The 13,401-nt window shown below is 34.2% G+C and carries 10 protein-coding genes and 1 tRNA gene; 9 read left to right on the top strand and 2 right to left on the bottom strand.

What is annotated here, in order from left to right; genetic code table 11:
• Positions 1–174 precede the first annotated feature (174 nt).
• Positions 175–247, bottom strand: a tRNA-Phe gene (locus ODR02_RS12160).
• A 505-nt stretch (positions 248–752) separates the two neighbouring features.
• Between ODR02_RS12160 and tssD the strand changes: the two genes are divergently transcribed.
• The 3 genes from tssD to ODR02_RS12145 all read left to right on the top strand — a co-directional run bounded on the left by tssD (position 753) and on the right by ODR02_RS12145 (position 4,445).
• Entirely contained in the window at positions 753–1,157 is a 405-nt protein-coding gene (gene tssD, locus ODR02_RS12155; protein ID WP_105681061.1) for a type VI secretion system tube protein TssD, read from the top strand.
• 128 nt (positions 1,158–1,285) lie between these two features.
• A complete protein-coding gene (locus ODR02_RS12150; RefSeq protein ID WP_309512599.1) occupies positions 1,286–3,166 on the top strand; it encodes a type VI secretion system Vgr family protein in 1,881 nt (626 codons plus the stop codon).
• Between the two features lies 1 nt (position 3,167).
• The gene (locus tag ODR02_RS12145) at positions 3,168–4,445 is read left to right on the top strand and encodes a hypothetical protein (RefSeq protein WP_309512598.1); all 1,278 of its coding nucleotides are present in this window, start codon (positions 3,168–3,170) and stop codon (positions 4,443–4,445) included.
• Between the two features lie 73 nt (positions 4,446–4,518).
• On the opposite strand, the gene ODR02_RS12140 is transcribed toward ODR02_RS12145, so the two are convergent.
• On the bottom strand, positions 4,519–4,722 hold the full coding sequence (locus ODR02_RS12140; protein ID WP_309512597.1) for a hypothetical protein: 204 nt from the start codon (positions 4,720–4,722) through the stop codon (positions 4,519–4,521).
• 127 nt (positions 4,723–4,849) lie between these two features.
• On the opposite strand from ODR02_RS12140, the gene ODR02_RS12135 reads away from it, so the two are divergent.
• From ODR02_RS12135 to ODR02_RS12110, 6 genes are all read left to right on the top strand, one after another.
• On the top strand, positions 4,850–5,245 hold the full coding sequence (locus ODR02_RS12135; RefSeq protein WP_309512596.1) for a hypothetical protein: 396 nt from the start codon (positions 4,850–4,852) through the stop codon (positions 5,243–5,245).
• 254 nt (positions 5,246–5,499) lie between these two features.
• Positions 5,500–5,742: a hypothetical protein gene (locus tag ODR02_RS12130; RefSeq protein WP_209788281.1), complete on the top strand. Its 243-nt coding sequence runs from the start codon at positions 5,500–5,502 to the stop codon at positions 5,740–5,742.
• Positions 5,743–5,760: 18 nt separating this feature from the next.
• Entirely contained in the window at positions 5,761–6,555 is a 795-nt protein-coding gene (locus ODR02_RS12125) for a hypothetical protein (RefSeq protein ID WP_209788284.1), read from the top strand.
• Between the two features lie 18 nt (positions 6,556–6,573).
• The gene (locus ODR02_RS12120; RefSeq protein WP_309512595.1) at positions 6,574–10,800 is read left to right on the top strand and encodes a hypothetical protein; all 4,227 of its coding nucleotides are present in this window, start codon (positions 6,574–6,576) and stop codon (positions 10,798–10,800) included.
• 13 nt (positions 10,801–10,813) lie between these two features.
• A complete protein-coding gene (locus ODR02_RS12115; RefSeq protein ID WP_209788290.1) occupies positions 10,814–12,031 on the top strand; it encodes a hypothetical protein in 1,218 nt (405 codons plus the stop codon).
• 64 nt (positions 12,032–12,095) lie between these two features.
• Positions 12,096–13,391 (top strand): hypothetical protein, encoded by a 1,296-nt coding sequence (locus tag ODR02_RS12110; protein ID WP_309512594.1) that lies wholly within the window; start codon positions 12,096–12,098, stop codon positions 13,389–13,391.
• The last annotated feature ends 10 nt before the right edge of the window (positions 13,392–13,401 follow it).

The raw sequence follows: 13,401 nt of genomic DNA, 5'->3' as shown, positions 1-13,401 counted from the left end.
ATAATGCAATTTTGTTAATAATTCCTTTTTGTGTGATTAAATTTGATTGGTATTCTGGAATTGATTAAAATGCCATCAGTTTTTGACGGATAGAAAGAAATCATGAAAGGGAGCGTAGGATCGGCTCGTAGTATAAAACAAAAAAACCTCTAAAATAAATTAGAGGTTTTAAAGTGGTTTCTCCAGGAATCGAACCAGGGACACATGGATTTTCAATCCATTGCTCTACCAACTGAGCTAAGAAACCATTTATGTTTTCGTTTATTACTTCGTTGTTTTAAAGTGATGCAAAAGTATAACATTTTATAATACCGCGCAAGTATTTTGTCTTGTTTTTTTGAATAAATATTCTGGTATCGCCCGTTATTCTATTCAATGTGCTGTTCATCAGTATTTTGATAGGTCTTATTTTTTTCTGTTTTTTTATTGTTTTAAAAAGTATCTTAATAAATAGTCGCATAATTCCGAAAATTTGTGGTCTGCTTAAAACTTTTTTTCTATCAGGGAGCAATCAGAAGATTGTTTTTATTTGAACAATATTAAACAGCCAATAAAATAATCAAGTTTTCAGGTGGAAAAATAGCAAACACTTGATTTATAGTGATTAATTAGCCTAACAGTTGTTAGTCGTACTATTACGACACTTTTTAAAATTTAATCATAAATTCTATTTGCTTTTTGTAAATACATCTATATTTGGTGATATAGAAAGCAAACAATCACAACATATTAACCATTAAAATTTACAAATCATGGCAGAAAGAAATTCAAGAGGAATTTTAAAATTCAACAACGGTGAAGGGCAAAAGTTATTAAAGCTTAACTACAGCGTATCAAGATCTACAGACGTATCAGGACGTGTAGCATCAGACCCTTCCAACGCTCTTATCAAAATCACGGTGGAAGCTACTGAAAAATCAGACATTCTGGAAAGTTTACTGAACGGAAAATATAAGCCTACCGTAGGTGAGATCACTTTCAATAAATCTCACGAAGAAGGAACATTAACAACCCTGAAGTGGAACAACGGTTATGTTATTCAGCATGAAGTAGATTTCGATGCTGTAGATGACAACAGTATGTATATCAGTTTTGTGATCAGTGCAGAACAGATAGATCTGGGGAATTCTTCTTACTTCGGAGCATGGCCTTCTTAAGCTTATTCAGAATTTAAATATCAGGCAGGATAGTACACCCGGTTTATGGGATGCTGTTCTGCCTTTTTTAACCTTATAGAACTCCTGTTTATTTAAAATGAAGTTCTGAAAAAACACACCTAATCACTATGAATAAAAATGCCTCGAATTCCGATAAGATTTCAGAGAATCATATTCCCGGAATCAACCGTGTGGTGAAACTGGATATTGTGATTGAAGGCAAGATTATCAAACACTTCAAGCATTTTCGCCTACAGCAAAGTGCAAGACGTCATCACAATTTTGAACTTATTCTCGCCCATGATTCTCTTGGGGAAGCTCAAAACCACACCCTGGAACAAGCCCGCCAGTTTTTGGGAAAAAGGATTACCATTGTTTTCAAATATAAAGATTATGAAAGCGAGAGCCCGGAAAGAACCTTTGTAGGGGTAATCACCAAAGCTGCATTCAGCCAGGAAAAAATGAGCCTGGGGAATATAGTACTGCGAGGTCAAAGTCCTACTATTCTTATGGATGCCGCTCCCCATACTCAAAGTTTTGGAGGAGATCAGGCTGTCAATACAGGAATTATTGCCAATAAAATACTTAAAGAAGCACTGGGATCAGAGAAATTTGATTTCAGAGTAGATACACAGAACAAAAGCTATATCAATTATAGTTCACAATATAACGAAACCCACTATAACTATCTTGCACGAACTGCAGAAGCATATGGAGAACAGTTTTACTACGATGGAGAAGTTCTTCATTTTGGAAAACTTCCCCCTTCTGAAAAACCGATCCGGCTTGTCTATGGAAGCAATGCAACAGATGTTCAGGTAGAACTGAATGCTGTACACACCAATCCTGAGTTTTTTGGATATAACAGCAGCAGCCATACAAAAATGGAAGGTTCTGAAAATAATATCAGACACCTGGGAGAAATTCCTTCGAAAGCTTATGAACTTAACAACAATATCTTTAAAACCCGTTCACTTTCTCCGGCTCCTATCAATGCCAATATGTTTGTGGATGTAAGTGACTCTCAGAAAAGTGCTGCCGGAAGTGCTGCTGTAGAAGTATTTACTGTTTCGGGAAATACTACGGTTCCCTTTCTGTATCCGGGCTGCCTTGCCGATATTGAAATGCGGAAGCCGGATACCAGCCAGACTTCTTACTTTACAAAAATCACGGTTACTGAAGTGACTCATGAAGTCAATGCCAGAGGATATTATAACGGCAGTTTTGAAGCCATTGCTGAAGGAACAGGATTTATGCCAAAACCTGAATTCATACAGCCTAAAGCCGAGCCGCAGGTTGCCACAGTCATTTCCAATACCGATCCTCTTAATCAGGGAAGAATACAGGTGAGATTCGACTGGCAGAAAAACCCTGATACTACCCATTTTATCAGAATGATGAGCCCTGATGCAGGAGGAACAGATATGATCACTCAAAACAGAGGTTTTGTTGCAGTACCTGAAGTAGGCGATCAGGTAATGGTAGGTTTTGAATATCATCATCCGGATTTTCCGTTTGCTATGGGAGGAATGTTCCATGGACAGGTGGCATTGGGAGGAAGTATCAATAACCACCTTAAGTCTATTCAAACGAGAAGTGGTAATAAAGTCATTTTTAACGACCAGGAAGGAAGTATTTTCATTGAAGATCCTAGCGGAAATACCTATCTCATGGATGGAAAGGGGAATATTGTGGTGAATGCTCCCAAAAATATCACCTTCACAGCCGGAGAAAATGTGCAGATTAATGCCGGCAAAAATATCATTGCCTCTGCCCAGAGAAATGTAAATATTATGGCAGGAGAAGATATCACGGAAACTGCTAATGATGATTACAATCTTACAGCAAGTAATATTATCGAAACTGCAGAAGTAGGAAGAAGCTCAAGGGCGAAAAATATTACAGAAAATATGGAAGCTGGCTCTTACATCAGTACAAAAGATGCCATCAATGTAGAAAGCGCCAAAGAAGTGCTTATCAATAGTGGTAAACAGGTAAAAATGCAGTAATATGGCAGGCGAAGGCGGAAATATCGTAAGAAATGTCTTTGGAAAATCCTACAAGGAAGCAGAACATATTATGAAAGATGCTTCCAAGGGAACTTTGGATTTTAAATCTCCTCAGGAAAACACCTTTTATGGGAAAAAAGGAGGAAAGAAATTTGATGAGTATCAGGCGAAAGAGCAAACAAAACAACTACAGGTAAAAGCGGTAAAATGCTATGAAGATTTTGCATGTACAAAAGAGGTTAAAATTATAGAAAATGGGAAAAGCTATTTTTTTAAGGCGATTCAATACAACAGAAAGCCAACAAAATTAGAATTGAAGAGTCTTAAATGGGCAATACAGTATGATGATACGAATTTAGCTAATGCCCCCCAGGTAACAGGTGAAGAAAAGATTTCTTATGCTGTGCCAAAAGATAGAAATATTGCTAAACTAAGAGTATATGCCTTTTTTAAAGATTCTGAGAAAGTGAATACAGAAGTATTTTTACAACATTTAAGATTGGTAATTACGGATAAAACCATTGGATATTCAATTCTTCGGATATTTAATATAGCCAATAGAGGTATAGGAAACATTAATCCGGCTTGTATAGTAAGTGTTTATAATGCAGAGCTGTTTTTGATGAATGCTAATGAACAAAAAAAAATATTTTCATTTGCGGTTACCAGAGATGGATGGCAAAAAATAGGTGAGGTTGATAAGGATACATACTATTTTCTCAATAGAGCATTTGAACCGAAAGATGCAAATGATAATATATATAATGCCATGGACTATGTTTATCCTAATCAGATAAAAGGTTGGATTCAATTCCCGGCATTTAAACTTTCAAGAAATAAAAGTGTAAGTCTGCCGGCGGAACCATTGGAAAGAAATACCGAATTGGACGGTAAAACTCCGATTCATGATGATCGGGATGATATAAATATTGCGAAAGATGTAATGATTCATATCGGAGGTCATTATTTGAGGGGTGGAACAGTATATATGGCTCAACCTGGAGGTGTTAAAGTTGGAATAGATTGGTTAGGAGGGTCTTTAGGGTGTTTTGGCTTTGTAGAAAGTGTAGATGTTAAATCTACTATTGCATTAGCGAAGAAGTCACACGAAGATGATGATTATGATGATTCTATGTCTGATAAAGAATGGTATCAAGCTGTAAATACAATTAATAATTATAGAAAGCAGTATAATGCCGAATTATTTATACAGGTTATTAAAAGACCGAACGCAAAAAAAAGTACAACATTTAAAAAAGAAGATATACTTTGGGAGTAAATTTTAAAAATAAACAATTTAGATTATTAATGTTTGAATTTAATGATCGGAAGTTGACAAATAGGGTAACTGCTCAAATAATAAATATTTGTTCAATCTTATGTTTTCTTTTTTTGATTTTTGGGGTTATAGGGGTTTGTCTATCTGCTTTGTTTTTAGGATGTTTTACATCAAATACAGATAACAATTCAGATTGCTTAAACAATGAAGAAATTGCGCTGCTTTTTGGGAAAGTTATTTTGATTTTTTTAATAATTAATACATTGATAAGTTTCATTGTTTTTACAATGAGTAGATCAGAAAAGAATAAGGAGACTTTGGATAAATAGAAAAATAAGGGAAGTAATAAATAATGGTATGTAATACAATTCAGATTATAACAAAAAATATTATACTGAAAATTAATGAAGAAATATTTAATAATAGGAATTATTGCAATACTGGGTCTTATCATTTATAGATATGGTTTTCTCATTGTATTCTGGCTTACAACACCTAAAGAAGGAACTTTAAGCTCATCTGAAAAAAACCTTTTAGAGAAAATCAAAACAGAAAATCATGCGAAAGAGGTATGGAGGGAACCTAAATATAATATTGATCAACCTAAGGATACAACAGTTTATAAAATCATTGTCAATAAAATACCCAGTACATCTGATACATTAATGTTAAAAAATAATGCTTCCTCAATAAAAAAGAGGTTGGATGATATTAGTTTACATCAGAATTATTATAAATACCAGATATTTTATGAATGCACTGATGGTAAAGAATATGTTTACTCTTTTATAAGAAAGTAATCTTTTTTTGCTTTTTAGGGTGGTAGGGGGTTGTATATCTTATTTGCTTTTAGGATGTTTTACATCAAATACAGATATTCAGATTGCTTAAACAATGAAGAAATTGCGCGGCTTTTTGGGAAAGTTATTTTGATTTTTTTAATAATTAATACATTGATAAGTTTCTTTGTTTTTACAATGAGTAGGTCATAAAAGAACCAATAAAGCTTTTTAGAAGGTGATATAATTAACAAAACATTTTATTCCAAAAAAATATGAAGAAAAGAATAATAACAGCAGGAGGATTTATAGGAATATTATTCTCGGCATGGGATTCAATGGTAGACAATGCTGATTCAGCATCATTGAGTGACCATTTAAAGATTGGATTTATTTTCCATTCGGCCTTTAGTTTGAAAACATTGATATATCTGTCGATTGGTGCGGCCTCCGGATGGATAATAAGTGTAATGATTAATAAAATCAGTGAGTTGCGCCGGGAGTGGAACGACTTTTAAATAATACAACCAATCAGTATGGTAGAAACAAGAGTAAAACCATTTCAAAAATATACATCAGGAATCCATGATTATCAGGTGGAAAATGCTCTTGAAATACAGTTCGGGGAAGAAAAAGGATTTTATTCATCCTTTAAAATTACTGTTCAGGAAAAGATAAATGAAGACCACACCAAAAACTGGCTGATAGAAAAAGTGGAAGATTCCTCTTTTCCCTCCGAAAATAAATTTATGGAAATCCTGCATATCCTGGAACAGAGCTCTTATCCGCTGGAAATAAAAGTGGATGAAAAAGGAAGCTTTCTGGGAGCAGTAGACCATCAGAAAAATATAGAAAGCTGGAAACTCAAAACAGCTGGGCTTCAGGAAAAGTATCAGAATGTAGATGTTTTCAGAAACCAATATTTGTCAGCTCTTGAAGATGAAGCGGGCTTTTATAAAAATAAACAGAAAGAACCCTTCTGGAATCTTCTTTTGTTTGCTCCTTATTATGTAGATAACGGAGGAAAAAGTGAGGAATCTGTTGTATGGAATATCAAAGGAATCGGAGATATAGAATGTCACGGAATTATCAGTGCCGAACAGAGAGAGTACGGATTTGAATCTTCTTTTATTTCCGAAATTAAAGTTCCTGCTATCATAAAAGAAGAATTGGAAAAAAAATACCTGTATCAGCCGGGACAGTATCAGGTAAAATTAAATATAGAAATGGAATACAACTCCCGTAAAAAACAGTATTCCAAAAAGAAAGCTGACTTTATATTGTCAGACGGAGAAAAAACAGTATACCGGGAAACGATCACAATGACTTAAACTTTATGAACAAATGACATGGCGGATAAAGGATACATCATTATAGAAGGAGCTACTGCGTACTGCAGCAGTTCTGTAACCAATAACTCCAATGGGACCGCCGTTCCGATGGAAGTGAAAAGCCAGAAAAAAAAGCTGGGCAAAAATAAGTATTTTGCACAGAACAAGCCTGTTGCCACCTATCTTGATGACAAAGCCGACAGCTTCGGAGGAGGCAACGGGTTTGGAAACTGTAAAGGCTCAGACGGGAAAACCTATCCATGTAAAGGTAAATGCAACATAAAATATAAAGACTATTACGAAAACGTAGAATTCAACAAGAGTATGAAAATACTGTTGGATGCTTCTACAGGAAATTGTCCGGGATATGGAGTTCCGGGAACTATTGCTTTTGCTACTACAGGACAGGCTAATAATGTTTCCCAGATAGATGTAAAGGAAGCTGATGAATTTTCTGTAGCCAATACTTCCCCACAATGGCCTTCATCATCCACGTCTGAAGCAAGTATAGCAGTGACATCAATTTCGATGATAAGACCTGTACCAGCGGATAAGCCTACCGGAAATTACTACTATATCAAAGGAATGAATGGTCCTTTGTTTCCTATCACAAACCCTTTCGGTGGTGATAATCTGGATTTGAAAGCTCAGTTCAAAGGAGATGAGAAAAAGATTATCTGGGCTCTTTTCAAAGGAGAAGGAACCAAAGATAAAGTAAAAACATTTATCGGGTTAGGGAGCAATTTCAGCCAATCCATGAGTAAAATATTTGATGGACTTACAGAAGGAAAATACAGACTGGAAGCCTATGGCAAAAAAGCAGGTGATGCCAAATGCTCTATCAACGTAGAAGTAATACAGGATTTCGTTAAGAAAATTGTCAGTCCCGGATCCTCAACGCTGATTAATATTCCTTTACCCTTATCTATTGAACGTAAACTTAACAGTACTACCGATCAGGCAAAAATACTTAATAAGGGATTCTTTATGCCTGTAAATACGGTTCAATGGACAGTGAAGCAGGGAACAGCAGTGCTGTATAACAGTTCTTCCGGAGCCTCCTCTTCACACCTTGTTTCCGTTACAGGAGCTGGTGATTGGGTTATTCTTACCTTTAAAAATGCAGGTAAATATACCATAGAGGCATTTACAGATCCCACAGATCCAAAACCCCAGTCTGTAGAAGTGAAAATCGAGAATAGTCTGGGCGTAATGGGAGTCAAAGGAGAACCTGGTTTGGTGAGATTCAGTGATACGATTAAAGTACAGGCTTCCAGATTCAATGTTAATTATATGCCTTCCGGCACATCTGTATATTGGTATCTTAAAAAAGAAGGAGTGGGAAGAGTCGCTTTATTTGAAAGTTCGCCTTCCTTCAGAACAGGTACAATCAATAAAAGAGTGGCAGAATTACTGTATAACGACGCAAAACTGGCCAGTAATCAGTATTTCGGGAAATATATACTTGAAGCTTATGCCAATCCGATAGGAGCAGGAAAGCAGCCCGGATTCTCAGGTTCAGACTGTTTTAATTTTGAGGTGATTCAAAATGTAATAGATAAATTCACTTTTCCGGCAGCCAATATTCCAAAAGGAACAAAAATAAAATATACAGCAACAGCAAGAATTGCTACGTTGTCCGGAAATGAAGCCATAAAAATTGAAGTACCGGATAAAGTGACCAATAACGGAGACGGAACCATTACATTTAATGATCTTGGAGAATACACGATTTCCGCTTATTTAACAGGAGATTATACCGATGGAAAGAAAATAGAAGCAAAAGTAAAAGTTTCAGAACCTACGGTAAAAAGAGCACTTTGGGCGTATGGAACAGGAGTAAAACGTACTGAAACAGGATTTGGAGAAGAAACCTATGGATTTCTTGAACTGGATGGACTTCAGAACCAAACCTTAAAAGTAAAAGTTTGGGTAAAAGGAGAAGGCGATGATTTCTATAAAGAGAAAGATAAATATATGCTGGAGGAAAAAACGGTTACCCTTAATAATGAAGGCAAAGCGTCTTTCCTTATCACAACGAATGATGATTACAAGAAAAAATTGCTGGCAGCTATCCCCAAAACAACAGAAAATCCCAATCCTTTTTACCGTTTGGTATTTACGGTAGAGCTTCAGGCGAGTTCATCTGCGGATATTGTGCTTCCGGGTAATATTACCATTCTGGGAACACGCCCTGTAGTGGTAGATGCTGCAACAACTTATCTGGAAGTTCTGGATTCAAATGAAGAACTTGTCATTACTTCTGAACAGAAAATTATTTCCATCATGTTCTCTACTGAAGATGGTAAAGATATTCAGCGGATGCAGACTTTCTATGGTAAAACCCACAAACTTTGGGTGCACACCGTCAATATGACCGAAGAAACTCTGAAGATTGACGTTCTGAAGGAAATCCCTAAAGAAGGTTTAAACGAAACAGATCACATCACTTATACCCACGAAAGCAAACAAAGCTACAACGAAGAAAAAACAGGAAAAGACGGCTTACTGGAAGTTTCCTTCACAGCAAAAGAAGAATGGAAAAATCCACCGAAAAATTTTGATTACTATATAGCACAGGTTTCCCGTCAGGTGCAGGATCCCGCAGATTCCAAAAAGAAAGTCTGGAAAATAGAAAAAAGCCAGTTTACCATCAACAATACACTTCCTGCTGATCTGGTTCGAACGGAGGATATGGAAAAACTTGGAATCAAAGCCTACAAAAAAGATGGAACTCCCTTTACGAAAGAAGAAATGCTGGAACTTAGAAAACAGTTTATTTTTTATGAAAGTGGCTGCCTTAAAGTATCTCAGAAAGAAACTCCTGAAGCTATTGAGAATGATGTGATGCCGGTGGTGGTGGAAATGGCGGAAGTGAAGAAAGAGGGAGGTGAGTGCCCTCGTTGTAAGGCAAAGATTACCTTAGATGAATTGAAACAGGTTTTTTTCAATGGAAATAAAACTTTAATAGAAAAGTGTTTGCCTTTTATTAATACTTATTTTGAAAAATTTAATATAAATACTTGTAGACGTAAGGCCCATTTCTTCTCTCAAGTAAGAACAGAGACAGATTTAGTAAATTTAACAGAAGATTTACGTTATAGCTATAATACGTTATTTAATAGTGATTTAGCATATTATAAAGGTAATGCTGAACGGTGTAAACAAGATGCTTTAAATGACAAATCAATAGGAATTAACGCATACGGAAGTAGATTAGGAAATAGAGCAGGAACAGATGATGGTTTTGATTTAAGAGGAAGGGGTTTTATAATGGTAACAGGAAGAGATAATTATAAGGGATTTCAACGGTTTTATAACACCCATAGAGCAAGTCTCGGATTATCTGAAATAAAATTTGTAACATTAGACAATGATTTTACAGGTGAACATCCTGAAAAATTAGCAGAGGAACAATATGCTGTTTTATCTGGAATTAGTTTCTGGATTACGAAGGGGCTTAATGAAATTGTAAGTAATGGAACTGACGAATTAAAAACTATTAATGATCTTGTAGATGTTATTAATAGTAAAACAAGTTCGCGAGATAAAAGAAGGGCTTCTTACCAAGGAGGTAAGTATATTTATAAAAAGAAGGAAGGAAACTACGATACGGGAACAAAAGCTATCTTTAAAGTAGATCAATGTGGTAAGACAAAAGATACAGGAATGGCTCTTGCAGGGAAGGCTCCATGGATGCCTTTTGCTTTTCCGGAAGTTGGCCAAAAAGCAATTGCTGGTTCGGAAAACAATCCTAGAATTAGCGAATACTTTAATGAGTCTTCTAATGGAAAAGGTCTTAACGAAGGAACCAACTGGTGTGGAGCTTTTGTAAGCTGGGTTTTTGCGCAGGCAGGATATTCACCACCACCTTTATCTTGTAGGGCAGCTATGTGGCAGTTCTGGAAACAATTAGACAAGAATAAACCTATTTATGGTGCTGCAGCTGTAATTGATTGGGGTGATAATGGATTGGCGAGTGCCGATGGAAAAAATGTAGGAGGAGATGGGCATATAACTTTTGTAATAGGAAAGACAGAGGATGGAAAGCATTATTATTGTTTAGGTGGAAATCAGGGAGGAGTAAAAGGAGCTAGAACTGTAAAAATATCAAAATATTCAGCTGATGATATTGATTGGTTTGTGATTCCTCCAGCTTATACTCCAACAGAAGATGAATATAATTTGAAAGTAATGACTAGCGAAGCAGATGTTGATTCTCAGTCAAACACAAGAAGTAATTAAATATTAATATATTATGAAGAATATTTTATTAATAGGGATTGTATTAATGATGAATAAATGTAACTCTCAGAAACCAACTAATAATATGTCAAATACACATTACGTAAAGCAAGAATCAGGTTCTTATATTCCTGTATTAAAATCGCAGTTATCAGCTGGTGCAAGTGGAGAGAAAAATGAAACAGATTATCCTACGTATCAATTTACATTAAAAGATTTAGAAGCTACAGAATCTATCATATCAAAAGAATTAGAAGATAATGGATACAAAAAGCCAGGTAAAGAAGACTTTGCTAATACGGTCAATAAAGTATTCAATAGAATAATTGATCCGAGATCGGAATCAAAGTATTTGCATATTAATTTTGAAGATAAATGCTCAAAAGACTTTAATCTTTTTAAAAACTCAAATAGTATTGATGTTAATCCATACAGTACATATGTTTTTAAAAACGGACTTTTCATTTCAGATTTATACAGCATTCCTGAAATACTGGATTATACTAAAGATCCTGAATTATTGCAATATGAAAAAGATGCTGAGAATAATAATCATATAACAGATGTCAAGATATATTATTGGAAAGATATAGCTGATTTAAAAAATATAAGGAAGCAAAATATTAAAACAATTGTTGCTAGAAATATGTATTTATTCAATAATAATAAATCATACACGACATGGCTGGTACAGAATGATCAAGTTTTCGTTAAAAATCTTATCAAGTTTTTTGGATATGATAAAGAACCAAAATTTAATGAATTTGTTATTAATCATTTGAATTTAAATTCACTCAATAATAACCAGGAACTTTTGGGTTATATTGCTTCCAAAAATTGTGATGGTGGGTTAGATATAAGAACTTCATTTCTTAATTCGTATGAATCTTTTTATAATAACTCAAAGAATTTAAATGATATATTGATATTAAAATATCTAAGCTCTAAGCTTATCAACAACGAGCCTAAAAATAATTTTAGTGATAAAGAAAAAATGAAGATTTTAGCTTCTCTGGCAAATATTTATGATCCAATATTTAAAAAGTCTCATCATGATGGTCAAAATTGGGGTGAAATGACAATATTAGCTGATTACAGAGATTTTATAGGTGAAGAAGATTGGACTAAAGTTAAGAATGAATATAAAGTAAACAATTATTATAACTTACCCAATTTAAAATCAATGATCGAATATGCAGATTTATTTGATAGTGTTGGTGCACCAGATTAAATTAATAAAACTAAAGTATATCTCATGATATGCTTTTTTACTTCTAAAACACAAATTTAATACGATGAAAATCTTAAAAGGTTTAACAGTTATTCTACTATTCATAGGTGGTAATAATAAAGGACAAGAAAAGAAATCTATTGCAGATATTAAAAATCCGGGTGATGATTTTATCAAAACAGCTTTAATCAAACAACTTAAACAAGGGTCAACTTTTACAATAGATGAGGCGGGTGCAGGCTTAAAAAAAATTCAATTTGAAACTAAAGAATTGGAAGCTGTAGCAATAACAGCTGATGAATTATTAAAATCAAATGGTTTTAATACTTTGGGCACTGATGAATTTAATGAAAAAATCAAAAATATTTTTGGAAGAATTATCGACCCAAATTCTCAATCAAATTTTTTATATATCAATTTTTTTGATAAATGTGATAAACAGTTTGTTATGTACCATAATAACGGGGTTGATTATGAAGGATTGTTTGTCGATAAACAGAGAAAAATATTTACAGATTTTTATTATATACCGGAACTTATCGAGTATAAAAAAATATATCCCAAATTAAATGGCATTGAGAATTTCGATGTAACAAGAAAATCAAGCATAAATGATTCAGATATTAAAATTCCACACTGGAGAGATATTGCTAGCTTAAATGAAATTCGGAAAAAGAATGTCCAAACAATTGTAGCAAGGAATATGTTTCTGTTCAATGATAATAAAACTCAATACAAATGGCTTATTTTAAATGATCAGAATTTCATGGCAGCCTTGGTAAAAACATTTGGATATACAGCAAATACTGAACTCCTAAAATGGGTTATTGAAAGAACAAAGTTTAATAAAAACCATCCACAAGATTATGGAAAGTTGTTTTGGACTAAACAATGTGACGGAAGTTTAAAGCTCCATGCCAATACTTTCAAAGTTCTTCAAAAACTATATCTTCCTAATGATCCGTCAGAAAATAGATTTATCTTGGATTATATCAAAAACTATCTTGAATATTTTGCTGATTTTAATAACAAAGAAACTGGCATTTCAAAGGAAGATAAAGTGAAAATACTTGCAAATATTGTTTATTTTGCTGAACAATATAAGTATGACAAAAGATTTGTTTCGGGATATGGAGATAACTCTAAAATGATGGGAAGGTTAAGATTCTTTTTAGATCAGGAGGAAGTAAATATTTTACAGAAAAATAATTATTTCAACCTTCCAAAATTTAAAGAATGGTGGGACAACGCTGACTATGATGACTATTTTGTTGAAGAATGTGAGTACAACGGAACATGTGGTCCGGATAACCGACCTATGAATATGACAGAATGGAGAAAACAACATCCTAAGGAATAAATATTGAGAG

It is taken from the genome of Chryseobacterium sp. CFS2 (assembly GCF_036543225.1).
Taxonomy (GTDB): Bacteria; Bacteroidota; Bacteroidia; order Flavobacteriales; family Weeksellaceae; genus Chryseobacterium; species Chryseobacterium culicis_A.
This window is presented reverse-complemented; position numbering and strand designations above follow the sequence as displayed.